This window comes from Prescottella subtropica, from assembly GCF_005434945.1.
Classification (GTDB): domain Bacteria; phylum Actinomycetota; class Actinomycetes; order Mycobacteriales; family Mycobacteriaceae; genus Prescottella; species Prescottella subtropica.
Genome location: NZ_SKCH01000011.1, coordinates 61,027 through 78,945 on the forward strand (window position 1 = coordinate 61,027; position 17,919 = coordinate 78,945).

Below are 17,919 nucleotides of genomic sequence, written 5' to 3' on the forward strand. Positions count from 1 at the left end.
GGGTGCCCTGTCAGGCTCCGGCGCTGAGGAATCCGAGCAGGTCGTGGCGGGTGATCACGCCGACCGGCTTGCCGTCGTCGACGACCATGAGCGCGTCGGTGTCGCCGAGCGCCTTGGTGGCCGCGGCCACCGGCTCGTGCGCGCCGATCAGCGGGAACGGCGCACTCATGTGCTTCTCGACCGGATCGGCCAGCCCGGCCCGCCCCTCGAACACCGCACTGAGCAGGTCCCGTTCGGACACGCTGCCCGCAACCTCACCGGCCATGACGGGCGGTTCGGCGCCGACGACCGGCATCTGCGAGACACCGTATTCGCGGAGGATCTCGATGGCGTCGCGCAGTGTCTCCCCGGGATGCGTGTGCACGAGGTCGGGCAGTTCACCGGACTTGCCGCGCAGCACGTCGCCGACGGAATGTTCGACGGCGTCCCCGGTGAGCGGGGTGCGCAGGAAGCCGTACGACGCCATCCACTCGTCGTTGAAGATCTTCGACAGGTAGCCGCGTCCGCCGTCGGGCAGCAGCACGACGACCACTGCGCCGGGATCGCGCTGGGCGACCTCGAGCGCGGCGACGACGGCCATGCCGCACGAACCGCCGACCAGCAGGCCCTCCTCGCGCGCGAGGCGGCGGGTCATCTCGAACGAGTCGGCGTCCGAGACGGCGATGATCTCGTCGGGCACCGACGGGTCGTAGGCGGTGGGCCAGAAGTCCTCGCCGACCCCCTCGACGAGGTAGGGGCGCCCGGTGCCGCCCGAGTACACCGAGCCCTCCGGGTCGGCGCCGATGACCTTGACCTTGCCGCCGGAGATCTCCTTGAGGTAGCGGCCGGTGCCGGTGATGGTGCCGCCCGTGCCGACGCCTGCGACGAAGTGCGTCACCTTGCCGTCGGTGTCCCGCCAGATCTCGGGGCCGGTCGTCTCGTAGTGGCTGTCCGGGCCGCCCGGGTTGGCGTACTGGTTGGGCTTCCAGGCGCCGGGAATCTCCTGCACCAGACGGTCGGAGACGTTGTAGTAGCTGTCCGGATGCTCGGGCGCGACCGCGGTGGGGCACACGACCACCTCGGCGCCGTACGCGCGCAGCACGTTCCGCTTGTCCTCGCTGACCTTGTCGGGGCAGACGAACACGCACTTGTAGCCGCGCTTCTGCGCGACCAGCGCCAGCCCGACACCGGTGTTGCCGGACGTGGGTTCGACGATGGTGCCGCCCGGCTTCAGCTCGCCGGACGCCTCGGCGGCGTCGATCATCTTGACCGCGATGCGGTCCTTGGAGCTGCCACCGGGATTGAGGTACTCGACCTTGGCTGCCACCAACCCGGACTCCGCACCGACCACGGAGGACAGTTTGACGAGTGGCGTGTTGCCGATGAGGTCGACGACGTGATCTGCGATACGCATGGCCCCATGTTTCCAGATCCGATTCGGACACGGGTGCCGGACGGTGCAACTCGTACTCGCCACGGGATGTTCTCTCACTCAGCGAGACCGGTGTTCACGCACACCTTCTGCGGAACACGTTCCAGAAACGTCCCCGTTTCCGCAGGTCGTAAAGGTTCACCGGTGGTGTGACCGGCTCGCGTCACGCAGTCTCGGGTGCAACAGCAGACAGCGAGGTGGAGATGTGGCGGCGGCAACGTAAGTTCATGGTCGAAGAGACCAACCCGAGAAGGAGTTTCCATGCCCGAGGCAGTTATCGTCTCAGCCGCCCGTTCGCCGATCGGCCGCGCATACAAGGGTTCGCTGGCGAGCATCCGCCCGGACGATCTGGCCGCGCAGATGGTTGCCGCCGCACTGGCGAAGGTGCCCGAGCTCGACCCCACCGAGGTCGACGACCTGATGATGGGCTGCGGTCAGCCCGCCGGCCAGTCCGGCTTCAACATCGCGAAGGTCGTCGCCACCACCCTCGGCTACGACTTCATGCCCGGCGTCACCGTGCACCGCTACTGCTCGTCGTCGCTGCAGACCACCCGCATGGCGATGCACGCGATCCGCGCCGGTGAGGGCGACGTCTACATCTCGGCCGGCGTCGAGTCCGTCTCCAGCTTCAAGACCGGCACCGCCGACGGCTGGCCGGACACCAAGAACGCCCGCTACGACGAGGCGCAGGCGCGCAGCGCGAAGCTCGCCGAGGGCGGCATCCCGTGGACCGACCCGCGCGATGCGGGCCTGCTGCCCGACATCTACCTGGGCATGGGCCACACCGCCGAGAACGTCGCGTCGCTGACCGGCATCTCCCGCGAGGACCAGGACCACTGGGGCGTCCGTTCGCAGAACCGTGCCGAGGCAGCCATCAACGCCGGCTTCTTCGAGCGCGAGATCTCCCCGGTCACGCTGGCCGACGGCACCGTCGTCAGCACCGACGACGGCCCGCGCGCCGGCACCACCTACGAGAAGGTCAGCGGCCTCAAGGCGATCTTCCGCCCCGACGGCACCGTCACCGCCGGCAACGCCTGCCCGCTCAACGACGGTGCGGCCGCGCTCGTCATCATGAGCGACACCAAGGCGAAGGCCCTCGGCCTGACCCCGCTGGCGCGCGTCGTCGCGACCGCCGCCACCGGCCTGTCCCCCGAGATCATGGGCCTGGGCCCGATCGAGGCCGTCAAGAAGGCCCTCGGCTACGCGAACATGTCCACCTCGGACATCGACCTGTACGAGATCAACGAGGCGTTCGCGGTGCAGGTGCTGGGCTCGGCCCGCGCCCTGGACCTCGACGAGGACAAGATCAACATCTCCGGTGGCGCCATCGCCCTCGGCCACCCGTTCGGCATGACCGGCGCCCGCATCACCGCGACGCTGATCAACAACCTGCAGACGCAGGACAAGCAGTTCGGTGTCGAGACCATGTGCGTCGGCGGCGGCCAGGGCATGGCCATGGTCATCGAGCGCCTGAGCTAGTCACGTCCGCCGAACGGGCGGTTTTCCGACGATCGGCCGAGTGGCCCGCCGGAAAACCGCCCGTTCGTCGTCAGACGGGGGCTCCCGCGTCCTGCAGGAACTCGCGGACGCGTTCGACGAGGTCACCCGGTCGGTCGTACAGCAACTCCGCCCCGACGCGCACCACCGTCCACCCGAGCTTGTCGAGTTGCGCGAGCCGCTCGATGTCCCGCGCCCGCTGCGCCCGGTTCCAGTGGTCGGCGCCGTCGTACTCGACCAGGACGCGCCACTGCCACCAGCCCATGTCGGAGCGCGCGAAGACCCGACCGGACGCGTTGGGGATCCGCACCTGCGTGGACGGCCGCGGCAGGCCCGCATCCACGAGGACGAGCCGGGTATGTGTTTCCGGCGGGGACTCGGCCCCACCGTCCACGTCGTCGAGGATCGCGCGCAGACGAGCGACACCGCGCATGCCGGCATAGCGGTCGGCCAGCAGCAGCACGTCCGCCGGTTTCAGTCCGGTGGCGTTACAGAGCGCGTCGATCGCCACGATCGCCGGGATCCGCGGGAGCCGCCGTCCGAGATCGAACGCCGCACGGGCCGGTGTGGACACCCGGATCCCGTGTACGAGCCGGAACTCGTCCGGTTCGATCCGGCAGTTGTGGGCGATCATTCCCCGCGGCGCCCGCCAGTGCCCGGACCGGATCACCTCCGCGGGCTCACTCGCATCGATCCACTTGGTGCGGTACAGCGCGGCGGCCGAGAATCCGGTCAGGATCGCGTCCGGGCCGGCGAACAGTGCCGCCGCGCGGGCACGCAGCACCGGTGTGAGCTCCACCCTCTTGCGCAGGTAGACGCCCCGATAGATCCGGACGAAGTCGTGATGAAGCTGATGGTCGGTCAGGCGTCCCCGGACCGCCGACCGCAGAAACGGTTCGTCGTATTCCCCCATACGGGAAGCATCGCCCACGCAGCACTGCCCTACGGTGCTCCCGACCCGAGTTATCCACAGGCGGACAACGCCGAACGGGCGGTTTTCCGACGATCGGCCGAGTGGCCCGTCGGAAAACCGCCCGTTCGTCAGGCCCTCCGGAACTAGTCGCGGAAGTAGCTCAGCAGACGCAGGATCTCGACGTACAGCCACACCAGGGTGACGGTCAGACCGAGGGCGACGCCCCACGCGGCCTTCTCGGGGGCCTGGGCGCGGATCAGCTCGTCGGCGGCGTCGAAGTCCAGCAGGAAGCTGAACGCGGCGAGGCCGATGCACACGAGGCTGAAGATGATCGCGACGGTGCCGCCGTCCCGCAGGCCGAAGCCGCCGGGGGTGAAGAAGCTGGCGACCATGTTGCCGAGGACCAGGACCACGACACCGATGAGGCCGCCGATGATCATGCGGGTCAGGCGCGGGGTGACGCGGATGGCGCCGGTCTTGTAGACGACGAGCATGCCGAAGAACACACCGAACGTGCCGAGGACGGCCTGGCCGATCAGCGCGGCGCCGCCGGCACCGCCGAACTCGACACCGGTGAACATGAACGACAGCGCGCCGAGGAACAGCCCCTCGCACACCGCGTAGGCGAGGACGATCGCCGGGTTGTCCATCTTGCGGCCGAACGACGCGACCATCACCAGGATGAAGCCGACGAGGCCGCCGCCGATGACGAGCGGTGCGGCGAGGTTCGGGTTTCCGTCGACCAGGAAGTAGGAGACGATCGCCGAGATGGTGAGCACGCCGAGCGTGATCGCGGTCTTGGTGACGACATCGTCGATGGTCATGGCCCGCGACGGCGTCTGGTACTGCTCGGGAGCCTGGTACTGCTGGCCGAAGTTCTGTGACATCTGCGCGGCACCGGCCTGCGCAGATCCGAATGTGGCGTAGCCGCCCTCCTGCTTGGGCAGGTTCTTGAACACCGGATTGCTGGTGGTGCGCACGGTGTACATCCCTTCTCGTGGTCGTGTGTCTTGTCTGTGAAACGTCCCGCCCGGAGCGGAAAGTTCCCGCATCCCGCAACCCAGATGGACAATTCGGACTCTACCGGGCAGTCCACCCGAACCGCTATACGACGATCCGACCTCACGGTATCCGGTAGTGCCCGAATCCAGCGGGAATTCGCGTCGCGGCCGACAATGAAGTCATGGGTATCGACGAGCGACCGGACGACACTCTCGACGTCAGCGAGAGTCTCGATTCCGACGAGGTGCGGAACTCGGACGGCGACGACGTCGTGGACGCACCCGACACCTGGCGGGACGCCGACATCGACGAGACCCTCGACGAGCGGCTCGCCGAGGAGGAACCGGACATCCCCGAGAACCCGTACGGACGCCACGACGACGGCCTGGTCCACGATGCGGAGATCGTGAACGGCGTCATCGTCGAGGATCTCGGACGGCATCGCGGTCAGATCGACGGTGACGCGGCCGGGGGCGGTCCCGCCCGGTAGTTGCTACACCCGTGTCGACCGGGTGACGGTGAACTTGGTGTTGCGGCCGATCACGTCGGTGGGGCCGACGGCGCGGGTCAGTGCCCGCCGGTAGCCGAGGTGCGAGTTGTAGACCGTCCACAGTTCCCCGCCGGGACGCAGGATCCTGCCGGCGGCGTCGAACATCTTGCCGGCGCCCCCGGTGTGGACGGCGGCGCCGACGTGGAACGGCGGGTTGCACAGGATGAGGTCGACGCTGGCGTCGGGCAGCGAGGCCGCGGCGTCGTCCCGCACCGCCCGCACCCGGCCCCCCACCCCGTTCGCCCGGGCCGTTGCCGCGGCGGACGCGACGGCGGCCGCGGACTGGTCGACGGCGGTCACGACGACGTCCGACTGGGTCTGTGCGAGACGCACCGCGAGGATGCCGGTGCCGCAGCCGAGGTCGACGGCGGTGTCGGCGTCACGCATGCGGGGCAGGAAGTCGAGCAGGAACCGGGTGCCGATGTCGAGCTTCGGTCCGGCGAACACGGCGCCGTGCGCGACGACGTCCAGGCCGAGTTCGTCGAGATGTTCGGTGATCGGGAACCGGAAGTCCACGGGCAGGTCACGGGGTGTGTCGGCGACGAGGACCCGGGATTTCTGCCGGCCGAGGGTGGCGCGGACGTTCGTCAGCGAGCGCCGCAGGACCTCGTTCATGGCGGGGGTGATGTGTTTGTTGCGTCCGCCGGCGTAGACGACGACGTCGGGGTCGGCGTGGCGGGTGACGGCGTCGGCGATCTCGTCGAGGTCGTCGAGGCTGCGCGGCAGTTGCAGGAGCACGACGCGCGCCCCGACGAGCAGGTCCGCGCCGAGCGGCAACGACCGGTACGTCCCGGACAGCCCGACGGTGTCGGCGTTGTTCGCGAGAGCGCGTTCCCCGGTGAGCGAATCTTGGTGCACCCGAATACCGTTCGCGCCGAATCGGACTGCGGATCCGAGGGTGAGCGCACCGTAGTGGTCGCCGATCACCGCCAGTGTCCCGTCCGGGGCGCCGGTCAGTGCGGTGGCGGCCTCGTCGAGGATCAGGCGGTCGGCCGCGTCGACGGCGAACAGGTTGGGCGCCTCCACGTCGGGGTGGCGCCGCATCCGGCTGAACAGGTCTTCGACGGCAGGCATGCCGACCAGTGTCCCCGACCGGACGCCCCCGACGTCAATCGGCCACGCGGGCGCGCCCGTGTTCAGACACCCAGGAAGTCGTCGATGTGCCGCCACGTGGTGTCGCGGGCGGCGGGGCCGGCGAGTAGTCCGAGGTGGCTGCCGGGGGTCGTCTCGAATCGCACCGACGGGGCGCCGGTGAGGACGTCGACGATCGCGCCGACCGAGTCGGCGGTGGCGATGACGTCGCCGCTGCCGCCGATGGCGAGAACGGGGACGTTCAGTTCGGCGAGTTTGATCGTGTTGCCACCCAGCGTGATCCGTCCCTCGTGCAGCCCGTTGCCGAGGACCAGTTCTTCGGCCATCTGATAGAAGAGGCGGGCCGGGTAGCCGGGCATCTCGGCCATGAACCGGTCGATGGCCTCCATCCGGGCGAGGGTTTCGGTGTCGTGCAGGTTGTTCGCGACGAACCACGGCTTGAGCAGTTCGCGTTGCGGCGCGGTGGCCCGGTAGGCGAGCTGCACGAGCGGTGCCGGCAGGCCGCCCATGAGCCGGGTGAGTTCGGTGACCGGGCGGTGCCCGGTGACCCGTCCGACGGTGCGGGCGAGCGCCATCGTGGGGATCTTCGAGTAGTCGACGGGGGTGCCGAGGGCCGTGATCGACGCGATCGGCAGGTCCGGGTGCGCGGACGCTGTCAGCAGCGACAGGGTGCCGCCGAGGCTCCAGCCGATCACGTCGACGTCGGCGCCGTCGTGCAGTTCGCTGACCCGCCGGATCGCGCCGGGCACGATGTCGTCGACCCATTCCTCGAACCCGAGGTGCCGGTCCGCGTACCCCATGTCGCCGTAGTCGACGACGTACGGGGTGCGGCCGGCCTCCACCAGGTGCGCCGCGAGACTCTGGCCGGGCCGCAGGTCGTAGCAGCGAATCGACACCGCGAGCGGCGGCACCAGCAGCACCGGGCGCCCGCCGGTGCCCGTGCCGTAGCGGTACAGGTCCCGGTGCAGTTCCCGATGGATCACCGTCGCCGGCGTCGGGGACACCGCCTCGACACCGCCACCGAACGTGAGTCCCCACGCATTGCGCAGAGACACCGTCGCCCGCTCCACCAGATCCGACTGCTGCACGACCACTCCCCCAGACTCGTTCGACACCGATGGGGTTATCTTACTCGCGAGTCAGAAGTGGTGCCCCCAGTCGGACTCGAACCGACACTCGGCGGATTTTAAGTCCGCTGCCTCTGCCAATTGGGCTATGGGGGCCCGCCACAGTGTAGGCACAGAAAACAGTGAGCTATTTCACGACCTGTCGACTGGGACGGACATGGCGATGCCGTCGAGGATGTCGTGTTCACTGACGACGAGTTCGCGGATTCCGGCGCGGCGGGCGAGTTCGTCGGCGAGGACGGTTGTGACGACGGCGCCGCCGCCGATGACGTCGACGCGGCCCGGGTGCATGGGGCCGAGTGCGGCACGGTCGTCGTGGGTCATGGTGACGAGACGCTGGGCGACGGCGTGGACCTGGTCGAGACCGAGGCGGGACAGGTGGACGCGGTCGGCGTCGTACTCGGGCAGGTCCTGGGCGATCGCGGACAGCGTCGTCATGGTGCCGGCGACCCCGACCCAGGTGCGGGCCTGCTCGACGGGCACCCGCTCGAAGGCGTCGGCGAGCCGCTCGGATGCGAATGCGCGGGCGGCGGCCAGCTGCTCGGCGGTGGGCGGATCGTCGTGGAGGCAGCGTTCGGTGACGCGCACGCAGCCGACGTCGGTGGAGTGCGCGGTGTGCACACCGTCGGTGCCGCCGAGGACGACCTCGGTGGAGCCGCCGCCGAGGTCGACGACCACGAACGGACCCTCGGACGGGTCGAGTTCCCCGACGGCCCCGGCGAACGACAGGCGCGCCTCCTCGTCACCGGTGATGACCTCGGCCTGCGCGCCCGGGATCACTGCGCCGAGCACGTCGCGGGTCATCGCGAAGAAGTCGTCGCGGTTCGACGCGTCGCGGGTGGCGGAGGTGGCGACCATCCGGACGGCGGTGGCGCCGGTGTCGCGGATGATGCCCGCGTACTCCTCGAGCGCCACCCGGGTGCGTGCGATCGCTTCGGGGGCGAACGCGCCGGTGGCGTCGACGCCCTGCCCGAGCCGCACGATCCGCATCAGCCGGGTCACGTCGGTGAGCCGGCCGGCTGCGTCGACGTCGGAGACGAGCAGCCGGATCGAGTTGGTACCGCAGTCGATCGCGGCGACCCGGGCGACGGCCACGGTCACGCCTCGTCGTCCGTGAACGGTCCGGTGTATTCGGGCCAGTCGGCGGGAATCGCAGTGCCCCGCAGGGTGCCCTGCGCGGCCAGCGAGACGGCTTCGTCGCCGAGCGGGTTGACGCCCGGCCCCTTGGCGAGGGAGTGCGCGATCAGCACGTGCAGGCACTTGACCCGGTCCGGCATGCCGCCGCCCGTGAAATCCGTTCCGAGGGAATCGATCTCGTTGCGCTCACTCAGGTACGACTCGTGCGCCCGCAGGTACGCGGCCGCGAGTTCGGTGTCGGCGCCGAGACGTTCGGTCATCTCCCGCATCACACCGGCCGACTCGAGGCGGCTCGCCTCGGCGGTCAGCCGGGGATCGGTGAGGTAGTACAGGGTGGGGAACGGGGTGCCGTCGGGTAGCCGGGGCGCGGTCTTGACGACGCCGGGCCGGCCGTCCGGGCAGCGGTACGCGATCGCGAGCACGCCGCGCGGGACACGACCCAGCTGGGCCTCCACGGCATCGAGGTCTTCCTGGGGGACGGACGATTCGCTCACCCGGTGGGTACTCCTGGTTCTGGTTGTTCGACGAGGCGCTGCCACAGGTCGCTGTGCCAGGCGCCGGTGGACGGCGGGGCTTCCGGCACGTCCGGTTCCGGCGGCGTCCAGTCGCCGGGCAACTGGACCTTGTACGGGGTCTCCCCCGGCCGGACCAGGCCGAGACGTTCCCGGGCCTGGGATTCGATCCACTTCGGATCTTCGATCTGCTCCTGCTGCCACTGGAGTTCTTCGAGATGCCTCTCGAGTTCCACCTGTTCGGCAGCGAGCCGGTCGGCCTCGGAGCGCTGCGCGAGATAGGTGCGCAGCGGCACCGCGAGAGTCAGCGCCAGCGCGCAGAGCACCACTCCGAGCACGACGGCCTGCACCGTGGACAGGCCGAGGAACGTGCGTTCCGTTCCGGTCCGCGACGCCCCCCGTCCCGTGCGCCGCACGGAGCGGGCACGGGACGGGGTGGTCGCGTCGGTCGCCGCGTCGGCGGCGGGGTCGGTAGGTGGGCCGGATCGGACCCGGCGGGGTCGACGAGACCCCGGATCCGATCCGGCACCGCCGCGGTCCGGCCGCCCACCGGGGGTGGGGCGACCGGACCGCGACCTACCGCGCTGACTCATCAGTTGGCGGCACCGTCGAACACGAAGCGCGGGAAGGCCAGGTCGCCTGCGTAGCGGGCAGCGTCACCGAGGAGTTCCTCGATGCGCAGCAGCTGGTTGTACTTGGCGACACGCTCGGAGCGGGCCGGGGCACCGGTCTTGATCTGGCCGCTGCCGACCGCGACGGCCAGGTCGGCGATCGTGGTGTCCTCGGTCTCGCCGGAGCGGTGGCTCATCATGGTCTTGTAGCCGCTGCGGTGCGCGAGGTCGACGGCGTCGAGGGTCTCGGTGAGCGTGCCGATCTGGTTGACCTTGACCAGCAGTGCGTTCGCGGCGCCCTTGGCGATGCCCTCTTCGAGGCGCTCCGGGTTGGTGACGAACAGGTCGTCGCCGACGAGCTGGATCTTGTTGCCGATCTGCTCGGTGAGCGAGACCCAGCCGGTCCAGTCGTCCTCGTCCAGCGGATCCTCGATCGAGACCAGCGGGTACGCGGCGAGCAGCTCGGCGTAGAACGCGCTCATCTCGTCAGCGGTGCGGATCTTGCCCTCGAACTTGTAGCCGGTGCCGTCGGTGTAGAACTCGGTGGCCGCGACGTCGAGTGCCAGCGCGATGTCGGTGCCCAGCTTCAGGCCGGTCTTGGCGACGGCCTCCGCGATCAGGTCCAGCGCCTCCTTGGTACCGGCCAGGTTGGGCGCGAAGCCGCCCTCGTCGCCGAGTCCGGTGGACAGGCCCTTGGCCTTGAGGACGGCCTTGAGCGAGTGGTACACCTCGGCACCCCAGCGCAGGGACTCCTTGAAGGTGGACGCACCGATCGGCGCGATCATGAACTCCTGGACGTCGACGCCACTGTCGGCGTGGGCGCCACCGTTGATGATGTTCATCATCGGGACGGGCAGCACGTGCGCGTTGGGGCCGCCGACGTAGCGGAACAGGTCCAGGCCGGACGCCTCGGCGCCGGCGCGGGCCACGGCGAGCGACGCACCGAGGAGGGCGTTCGCACCGAGACGCGACTTGTCCGGGGTGCCGTCGGCATCGAGGAGGGCCTGGTCGACGGTGCGCTGCTCGGTGGCGTCCAGGCCGATGATGGCCGGCGCGATCTCGCCGAGCACGGACTCGACGGCCTTCTGGACGCCCTTGCCCAGGTAGCGGTCGCCACCGTCACGCAGTTCGACGGCCTCGTGCTCACCGGTGGAGGCTCCCGACGGAACGGCTGCGCGGGCGAAGCTGCCGTCCTCGAGCAGAACCTCGACCTCCACCGTGGGGTTGCCACGGGAGTCGAGGATTTCGCGAGCTCCGACCTGCTCAATGATGGCCACGAATGCTTCTCCTTGATTGTCTTACGTGCAGGTGAAAACGGCCTGTGCCGCCGCATGAATAGTGCCAGGTCCGAGCCTAACGGCAGTAACCGACTCCCGTCGCGGGACGCGCACGACGCCGGTCACCGGCACGGTCATCGACGGACCCCCACCGAGTAGGCGGCGGCCCGATCGCGCACGTCCATGAGGTATTCGCCGGACAGGTTGTAGGCCATCAGTGCGGTGCGCCAGCCGTCCTCGGTGGTGAGGTCGCCGCCGCGAGCGCACAGGTAGCGGGCCGCGGTGAGGGCCGCGTCGTCGATGTTGTCGGGGTCGACGACGCCGTCCCCGTTGGCGTCGACGCCCCACCGCGCCCAGGTTTCGGGGATGAACTGCAGCGGGCCCATCGCCCGGTCGTGGGTGGCGTCGCCGTCCATGGCGCCGCCGTCGGTGTCGGGGATCTCGGCGACGCCGGGCGAGCCGTCGAGGGGGATGCCGCGGATGGCGGGGCGCACCGATCCGTCGTCGCCCACCCGAGCGCCCCGGTAGGTGCCGTGCCTGCTCTCGACGGCGGCGATCCCGGCGAGTGTCGTCCATCCGATGCCGCAACCGGGGCTCGACCGGGCCATGACGGCGGCCGCGTAGCCGTACGCCTCGAGCGCGGTCGGGGAGATCCCGAGTTCGTCGGACAGCGGTGCCGCCCAGTCCCGTAACTGGTTCGCGGTGCGGCCGGGGGCGTCGACATCGATCGGCGGCAAGGGCTCGCCGGGGCCGGGCGGGATGCCGTCGGGGATCTCGATGCGGGGGCTGTGCGGACCGACATCGTCGAGGCCCGCCGAGATCACGATCACCCCGACTCCCACCGCGAGCGCGGACGCCGCTGCGAACAGTGTCCGCAGTCGTCGGCGGGGCCGGCGTGGGGGTTGCTGCGGGAACCCGGCCGGTGGCCCCGGGTAGCCCCGCGGCGGCTCGGGTGCGATCGCGATACGTCTGGTCACGGCGTCCATCATCCGGACCGCGCGGTTGCGACGCTCGACGGAAATGCGACCAACAGAACATTACGGTCATAAAAGACCAGGTGGGGGCGCTTTTCGTGACTAGTTAGGTGATGCTACGTTCACTTCTGTTCCGACTCGATCCAGGAGTGCACGACATGACCGTCCTCGCCGCCGGCGCCAGCGCGCCCTCCATCGCGACACAGTTGTTCGGCAGCGGACTCATCGGGGTCCGGGAGGGCCTCGAGACCGGCATCGTCGTGATGATCCTCGTCGCGTTCCTCGTCAAGTCCGGTCGCCGCGACGCCCTGAAATGGGTGTGGGTGGGGGTCGGTACGGCCGTCGTCATGGTCGCCGCGATCTTCGCGGTCGTCCACTTCGGCACGTCGACCGTCACCGGTGTGGCGGCCGAACTGATCAGCGGCCTGGCGTCGCTCGTGGCGGTCTGCATCGTCACCGCGATGGTGCTGTGGATGCGCACCGCGGCGGCGTCCATCTCCGGGCACCTGCGGGCCGGTATGGACCGGGCCCTGTCCGTCGGTCCCGGTGCGGTGGCATTGCTGGCGTTCTTCGCGGTCGGCCGCGAGGGCGTCGAGACCGCGCTGCTGCTGGTCGGGTACGCCGAGAACACCGCGGGCAGCATGTGGCCGCTGGTCGGACTGCTGCTCGGCATCGCCGTCGCCGCCGTCCTGACGGTGCTGCTGTACATCGGTGCCGTCCGGATCGACTTCGCCCGCTTCTTCCGCTGGACCGGTGCGTTCCTCGTCGTGGTCGCGGCCGGGATCCTCGCCTACGGCGTGCGGGCCCTGCAGATCGCCGGCTGGCTGCCGGGCGGATCGACCCTCGCGTTCGACGCGTCGTCGGTGTTCGACACCTCCAGCTGGTACGGCACCGTCCTGCAGGGCATCTTCAACTTCCGCCCCGATCCGACCGTCCTGCAGGCGGTCGTCTGGGTCGCCTACCTGGTGATCGTGATGCCGCTGTTCCTGCGGCCGGTTGCACCGAAACCGGCTGCGGCACAGCTCGTCACCGCTTCCTAGCGAATCTCTTCCGAAAGGCTCTTCCCGTGCGTCGTACCACCTCCGCGCTCGCCCTGCTGGCGATCGCTCCCCTCGCTCTCGCGGCGTGCACGTCCAAGTCCGCGTCCGGCGACGGCACCGTCACGGTGACCGCCACCGACACCACGTGCGACGTGTCCGCGACGTCCGCCGGGACCGGCAACACGACGTTCGCGATCACCAACAACGGCTCGAAGGTCACCGAGTTCTACGTGTACGGCGCGGGCGATCGGGTGATGGGTGAGGTCGAGAACGTCGGGCCGGGTCTGACGCGGCAGCTCATCGTCAATCTCGCCGAGGCCGGGACGTACCACACCGCGTGCAAGCCGGGCATGGTCGGCGACGGCATCCGCACCGCGTTCACGGTGACCGGCGATTCGGTGGCCGCCACCGACCAGGACGGCCGCCTGGCCGACGCCGCGGCCGGCTACAAGCGGTACATCGACAGTCAGCTCACGGCCCTGCAGGAGACGGCCGCGACGTTCGTGGCCGCGATCAAGGCGGGTGACGTGGCGGCCGCGAAGGCGCAGTACCCACTGACCCGCACCTACTACGAGCGCATCGAGCCGGTCGCCGAGAGCTTCCCCGACGACCTCGATCCGCGGGTCGACCTGCGCGAGGTGGACGTCGAGCCGGGCTGGAACTGGACCGGTTTCCACCGGCTCGAGAAGGACCTGTGGGTGACGGGGCTGCAACCCGACACGAATGCGATCGCCGACCGGCTCCTCGCCGACCTGCAGGAACTGGCCGACGGCGTCGACTCCCCCGACTTCGACGTCGACCCGATCCAGGTGGCGGGCGGCGCGCAGACTCTGCTCGACGAGATCGCCCGCACCAAGATCACCGGCGAGGAGGACATCTTCTCGCACACCGACCTGTACGACTTCCAGGCCAACGTCGACGGCTCGCAGGCTGCGATCGCGGCGGTCCGCCCGATCCTCGACGACCGCAACCCGGAACTCGCGGCGCGGATCGACCAGCGGTTCGCCGACCTCGACGCCGAACTCGCCACGTTCCGCGCCGGTGACGGCTTCGTCGCGTACGACACCGTCACCGAACCGCAGCGGCAGGTCCTGTCGCAGAAGATCGACGCACTGTCCGCCGAGGTGAGCCAGGTCCAGGGTGTCATCGCAGGATAAGACGCAGCAGGACAAGAATCAGATCTCGCGGCGGCGCCTGTTCGGTGCCGTCGGGGCGGGTGCCGTCCTCGCCGGGACCGGTGCCGTCGTCGGCCGGGCGACCGCACCGGCCGAGACGCCGTCGCACACCGTCGAGTTCCACGGCGTCCACCAGGCCGGGATCGTCACCCCCGCGCAGGATCGCATGCACTTCGTGGCGTTCGACGTGATCACCGAGTCGCGGGACGAACTGGTCGCGCTGCTGCAGACGTGGACGGCGATGGCCGAGCGGATGACCGCCGGCGACGAGGCCACCGAGAACGGCGCGACCGGCGCCGGCGAGTACCACCCGCCGTCCGACACCGGTGAGGCGCTCGACCTGACGGCGTCGAAGCTGACGCTGACGATCGGGTTCGGTCCGTCGCTGTTCGTCAAGGACGGCAGGGACCGGTTCGGTCTCGCCGGCAGGCGTCCGGCCGCGCTGGCGGATCTGCCGAAGTTCACCGGCGACGCCCTCGACCCGGCCCGCTCCGGCGGCGACCTCGCGATCCAGGCGTGCGCCGACGACCCGCAGGTGGCCGTGCACGCCGTCCGCAACCTGGCCCGGGTCGGGTTCGGGGTGGTGGCGGTGCGCTGGTCGCAACTCGGGTTCGGGCGCACGTCGTCGACGTCGACATCACAGTCGACGCCCCGGAACCTGTTCGGGTTCAAGGACGGCACCCGCAACATCAAGGCCGAGGATCCGGCCGCCCTCGACGAGCACGTGTGGGTGGACGGCGCCGACGAGCAGGCGTGGCTCGCGGGCGGCTCCTACCTGGTGGCCCGACGCATCCGCATGCTCATCGAACCGTGGGACCGCACCACCCTGCACGAGCAGGAGCGGGTGTTCGGACGCGCCAAGGGCAGCGGCGCGCCGCTCGGCCGCAAGGACGAGTTCGACGACCTGCAACTCGACGCGAAGGGCGCCGGCGGCAAACCCGTCATCGACAAGGACGCCCACGTCCGACTGGCGTCGGCGGAGGAGTTGGGTGGCATCCAGATCCTGCGCCGCGGCTACAACTTCACCGACGGCACCGACGGTTTCGGGCACCTCGACGCCGGACTGTTCTTCATCGCCTACTGCCGCGACCCGCAGCAGCAGTTCGTGCCGATGCAGCAGAACCTGGCCCGCAACGACGCCCTCAACGAATACATCCAGCACGTCGGGTCCGCCGTGTTCGCGGTCCCACCGGGAGTCGGGGACAGCGGCTACTGGGGGTCGACGCTGTTCGACTGATCCCGGACGTGCCGATATGGGTGGGGCGCGGCGAGCGAGTGCCGCGAACATCATTTCGCGACAGCACGTCCCACAACGACTCTGTTGCGGAATGATGTTCGCCTGTAACGGAATCGACAATGCTGTGTACTTCGGGAAGGGCGTGACACCGATCTCCCATACGGTCCTGTCATGCGCCTCCTCCCGGTCGGACGTCACCGCATCACGGCAACACGGCTCGGTCGCGCCGCGACGGTCGTGTCCGCAGCCACTCTCTGCACCGCCGTCCTGTCCCCGACCGCCCCACCGGTGAACGCCGCGCCGCCCGGGTACTCCCTCGTCCTCGATGACGAGTTCGACGGTCCGGTGAACACCGCACCCGATCCCGTCGTCTGGGGCTACGACTTGAAAGGCGGTTGGGGCAACAACGAGAAGCAGGTCTACACCGACGCACGGGAGAATTCGCGCCTGGACGGCGCCGGCAACCTGGTGGTGGAGGCCCGACACCACGGTGACACGATCACCTCGGCACGGCTGGTGACCCGGGGAAAACACGACTTCACGTACGGGTACATGGAAGCGCGGATCAAGCTCGCCGGTGGGCAGGGGATGCATCCTGCGTTCTGGCTGCTCGGCAGCAACATCGACACGGTGGGGTGGCCCGCTTCCGGAGAGATCGACGTCATCGAATCCATCAACGACGGGCGGACGTTCAACTCCGGGGTGCACGGCCCCACGTCCACATCCACGTCCGTATCCAGCGTCGACTCCGCACCGTGGAAGCGCAGCGTCGGCGGTGACACAGGCGGGGTCGACCTGACGGCGGACTTCCACACCTACGGCATCCTGCGCACCCCGGGCCACATCCAGACGTTCATCGACGGACGTCCGATGTTCGAGTTGGATCGCGCGGACCTCCGCGGGAACGAACACTGGGTGTTCGACGCTCCGTCCTACGTCATCCTCAATCTGGCCGTCGGCGGGGACTGGCCCGGTCCGGTCGACGAGACCACGAGGTTCCCGGCCACGATGCTCGTCGACTGGATCCGGCTGTATCAGCAGTCCTGAATCATCGACAGTCCTGAATCCGACGGTCCCCGACGCTACCGCACCGGCATCGCGGATTCGAGCAGGGCTACAGGGTCGACGGCCACCAGGTCCAGTGCACGTTGCACCGAATCCGCATCGAATACATTGTCGTGGAACGACACCGAGAGATGGCGGGTTCCGTCGATCTCGACGCCGACGAAGGTGATCCCGTCCGGCCCGGACGGATCGGTGAACACTGCACAGTGTCGTTCGGTGGCGACCGCGGACCACGACACCCCGCCTGTTTCGGGAACCCGACCGATGTCGGAGTAGGCGATCCGAGCCGGTGTCGGGCACCCGCGCAGGTCGGGTCCGGAAGGGGGCCGGACAGGCGGACGACGCCGCGCCAGCATCGACTTCACGGAGACGGCACCCAACGTCGCGAGTGGCCGGCCCGTCCGCATCGCCCGCACGATCTCGACGGTGGCCTCGACCGGACTGCACGTCTCCGGAATATCCAGTCCCACAGCGAAGTTGCCGTTGCACACGACGTCCCGGGACAGGAATCGTCGAGCGTCGACGAGGATGTGGACCCGCGGGGCAGTCGGAATCCCGACCTGGCGCACCGCCTCCGCGAACGCGGTCAAGGTGACGGCACGCATCGACGCCCCCTGCGCGGACGTATCGCGCCACCGGCGGAGCGCACGGATGACGTCCGGGCCCTGCCGCGAGTAGCGGGAGGCCGACGACGGCTGCCACGGGGGTGCCTCCAGGTCGACTGCGCCGTCCACCCCCGCAGCCCGGTGACGTGCCGTCCGACGGTCTCGACACAGACTCGCCACCCGTCGCGGATCCGATCCGAAGGTGCGGGCGACCGCCCTCGCGACGAGGAACCGATCCTCCGGTCGAGACCACGCGTCCGGCACCTCACCGACCTGCGCGGCACGCGTGACGATACCCAGCATCGCCGCCTGGACTCGGCCGTCCGCGATACCGTGCGAGCAATCGAGTGCGACATAGGTACCGGACAGCGTCATCCGTATCGAGGCCGCTCCGAGGTCCCGGGTGCGCAGACGCGCCGCGAGACCACCGATCTCGTCGGGTGGGGTCGCCGGTAGCTCGTCGACCGCGCCGGCCACCGCGTCAGGGTCGTACACCCACTCGGTGCTCGTTCCGGATGCCACGAGTCCGGCCCTCGTCTGCGGCCCCACCCCGGCGAACTGCACGAGCGCCGCCCGCAGGTCGTCCACCGAACCGATGTCGACCGGGCCGGCGACGGTCACGGACCGGTCGGCGGCACGCAGCCGATCGAGTTCGGTCACACGGTACGTGCCCATTCAGGCATCCCGAGGTGTG

17 protein-coding genes and 1 tRNA gene are annotated in these 17,919 nt (G+C 69.6%); 6 read left to right on the forward strand and 12 right to left on the reverse strand.

What is annotated here, in order from left to right; translation table 11 throughout:
• Nucleotides 1–10: 10 nt before the first annotated feature.
• A complete protein-coding gene (locus E0497_RS12030) occupies nt 11–1,393 on the reverse strand; it encodes a cystathionine beta-synthase (RefSeq protein ID WP_137725031.1) in 1,383 nt (460 codons plus the stop codon).
• Nucleotides 1,394–1,672: 279 nt separating this feature from the next.
• On the opposite strand from E0497_RS12030, the gene E0497_RS12035 reads away from it, so the two are divergent.
• Nucleotides 1,673–2,890 (forward strand): acetyl-CoA C-acetyltransferase, encoded by a 1,218-nt coding sequence (locus E0497_RS12035; RefSeq protein ID WP_137725032.1) that lies wholly within the window; start codon nt 1,673–1,675, stop codon nt 2,888–2,890.
• 70 nt (nt 2,891–2,960) lie between these two features.
• On the opposite strand, the gene E0497_RS12040 is transcribed toward E0497_RS12035, so the two are convergent.
• Both E0497_RS12040 and E0497_RS12045 read right to left on the reverse strand, forming a co-directional pair.
• Nucleotides 2,961–3,821, reverse strand: coding sequence for a DUF559 domain-containing protein (locus tag E0497_RS12040; RefSeq protein ID WP_137725033.1), 861 nt, complete (start codon nt 3,819–3,821; stop codon nt 2,961–2,963).
• Nucleotides 3,822–3,964: 143 nt separating this feature from the next.
• Nucleotides 3,965–4,801 carry a Bax inhibitor-1/YccA family protein gene (locus E0497_RS12045; RefSeq protein WP_194150316.1) on the reverse strand — a complete coding sequence of 279 codons (837 nt, stop codon included), beginning with the start codon at nt 4,799–4,801 and terminating at the stop codon, nt 3,965–3,967.
• 203 nt (nt 4,802–5,004) lie between these two features.
• Here E0497_RS12045 and E0497_RS12050 point away from each other — a divergent pair, with 203 nt between their 5' ends.
• Nucleotides 5,005–5,313, forward strand: coding sequence for a hypothetical protein (locus tag E0497_RS12050; RefSeq protein ID WP_137725035.1), 309 nt, complete (start codon nt 5,005–5,007; stop codon nt 5,311–5,313).
• Nucleotides 5,314–5,316: 3 nt separating this feature from the next.
• Here the strand turns inward: E0497_RS12050 and E0497_RS12055 are convergent, their stop codons facing one another.
• The 8 genes from E0497_RS12055 to E0497_RS12090 form a co-directional block, all read right to left on the reverse strand.
• Nucleotides 5,317–6,447, reverse strand: a complete 1,131-nt coding sequence (locus E0497_RS12055; RefSeq protein ID WP_137725036.1) for a class I SAM-dependent methyltransferase — start codon at nt 6,445–6,447, stop codon at nt 5,317–5,319.
• 62 nt (nt 6,448–6,509) lie between these two features.
• Nucleotides 6,510–7,553 (reverse strand): alpha/beta fold hydrolase, encoded by a 1,044-nt coding sequence (locus E0497_RS12060; protein ID WP_137725077.1) that lies wholly within the window; start codon nt 7,551–7,553, stop codon nt 6,510–6,512.
• A 58-nt stretch (nt 7,554–7,611) separates the two neighbouring features.
• A tRNA-Leu gene (locus E0497_RS12065) sits at nt 7,612–7,688 on the reverse strand.
• A 36-nt stretch (nt 7,689–7,724) separates the two neighbouring features.
• Complete coding sequence (locus E0497_RS12070) at nt 7,725–8,693, reverse strand: Ppx/GppA phosphatase family protein (protein ID WP_277751684.1); 969 nt, start codon at nt 8,691–8,693, stop codon at nt 7,725–7,727.
• On the reverse strand, nt 8,690–9,223 hold the full coding sequence (locus tag E0497_RS12075) for a DUF501 domain-containing protein (protein ID WP_137725037.1): 534 nt from the start codon (nt 9,221–9,223) through the stop codon (nt 8,690–8,692). The genes E0497_RS12070 and E0497_RS12075 overlap by 4 nt, the downstream gene beginning before the upstream one ends.
• Nucleotides 9,220–9,834 carry an FtsB family cell division protein gene (locus tag E0497_RS12080; RefSeq protein ID WP_137725038.1) on the reverse strand — a complete coding sequence of 205 codons (615 nt, stop codon included), beginning with the start codon at nt 9,832–9,834 and terminating at the stop codon, nt 9,220–9,222. The genes E0497_RS12075 and E0497_RS12080 overlap by 4 nt, the downstream gene beginning before the upstream one ends.
• Nucleotides 9,834–11,129: a phosphopyruvate hydratase gene (eno, locus tag E0497_RS12085; protein WP_137725039.1), complete on the reverse strand. Its 1,296-nt coding sequence runs from the start codon at nt 11,127–11,129 to the stop codon at nt 9,834–9,836. Before eno ends, E0497_RS12080 begins: the two co-directional genes overlap by 1 nt.
• Before the next feature lie 134 nt (nt 11,130–11,263).
• The gene (locus E0497_RS12090; protein WP_421958339.1) at nt 11,264–12,088 is read right to left on the reverse strand and encodes a lytic transglycosylase domain-containing protein; all 825 of its coding nucleotides are present in this window, start codon (nt 12,086–12,088) and stop codon (nt 11,264–11,266) included.
• 173 nt (nt 12,089–12,261) lie between these two features.
• Here E0497_RS12090 and efeU point away from each other — a divergent pair, with 173 nt between their 5' ends.
• From efeU to E0497_RS12110, 4 genes are all read left to right on the forward strand, one after another.
• Nucleotides 12,262–13,143, forward strand: coding sequence for an iron uptake transporter permease EfeU (efeU, locus tag E0497_RS12095; protein ID WP_137725040.1), 882 nt, complete (start codon nt 12,262–12,264; stop codon nt 13,141–13,143).
• Nucleotides 13,144–13,169: 26 nt separating this feature from the next.
• Complete coding sequence (gene efeO, locus E0497_RS12100; protein ID WP_137725041.1) at nt 13,170–14,300, forward strand: iron uptake system protein EfeO; 1,131 nt, start codon at nt 13,170–13,172, stop codon at nt 14,298–14,300.
• The gene (gene efeB, locus E0497_RS12105; protein WP_137725042.1) at nt 14,284–15,555 is read left to right on the forward strand and encodes an iron uptake transporter deferrochelatase/peroxidase subunit; all 1,272 of its coding nucleotides are present in this window, start codon (nt 14,284–14,286) and stop codon (nt 15,553–15,555) included. The genes efeO and efeB overlap by 17 nt, the downstream gene beginning before the upstream one ends.
• Nucleotides 15,556–15,726: 171 nt before the next feature.
• The gene (locus tag E0497_RS12110; protein ID WP_137725043.1) at nt 15,727–16,602 is read left to right on the forward strand and encodes a glycoside hydrolase family 16 protein; all 876 of its coding nucleotides are present in this window, start codon (nt 15,727–15,729) and stop codon (nt 16,600–16,602) included.
• Nucleotides 16,603–16,637: 35 nt separating this feature from the next.
• On the opposite strand, the gene E0497_RS12115 is transcribed toward E0497_RS12110, so the two are convergent.
• Nucleotides 16,638–17,900, reverse strand: coding sequence for a hypothetical protein (locus E0497_RS12115; protein ID WP_137725044.1), 1,263 nt, complete (start codon nt 17,898–17,900; stop codon nt 16,638–16,640).
• Nucleotides 17,901–17,919 lie beyond the last annotated feature (19 nt).

What these genes read in the sequence shown, in the direction of transcription:
- E0497_RS12115 (WP_137725044.1), bottom strand. Translation starts at nt 17,900, where the DNA reads ATGGGCACGTACCGTGTGACCGAACTCGATCGGCTGCGTGCCGCCGAC.
- efeU (WP_137725040.1), top strand. Translation starts at nt 12,262, where the DNA reads ATGACCGTCCTCGCCGCCGGCGCCAGCGCGCCCTCCATCGCGACACAG.
- E0497_RS12040 (WP_137725033.1), bottom strand. Translation starts at nt 3,821, where the DNA reads ATGGGGGAATACGACGAACCGTTTCTGCGGTCGGCGGTCCGGGGACGC.
- E0497_RS12055 (WP_137725036.1), bottom strand. Translation starts at nt 6,447, where the DNA reads ATGCCTGCCGTCGAAGACCTGTTCAGCCGGATGCGGCGCCACCCCGAC.
- E0497_RS12110 (WP_137725043.1), top strand. Translation starts at nt 15,727, where the DNA reads ATGCGCCTCCTCCCGGTCGGACGTCACCGCATCACGGCAACACGGCTC.
- E0497_RS12030 (WP_137725031.1), bottom strand. Translation starts at nt 1,393, where the DNA reads ATGCGTATCGCAGATCACGTCGTCGACCTCATCGGCAACACGCCACTC.
- E0497_RS12050 (WP_137725035.1), top strand. Translation starts at nt 5,005, where the DNA reads ATGGGTATCGACGAGCGACCGGACGACACTCTCGACGTCAGCGAGAGT.
- E0497_RS12080 (WP_137725038.1), bottom strand. Translation starts at nt 9,834, where the DNA reads ATGAGTCAGCGCGGTAGGTCGCGGTCCGGTCGCCCCACCCCCGGTGGG.
- E0497_RS12035 (WP_137725032.1), top strand. Translation starts at nt 1,673, where the DNA reads ATGCCCGAGGCAGTTATCGTCTCAGCCGCCCGTTCGCCGATCGGCCGC.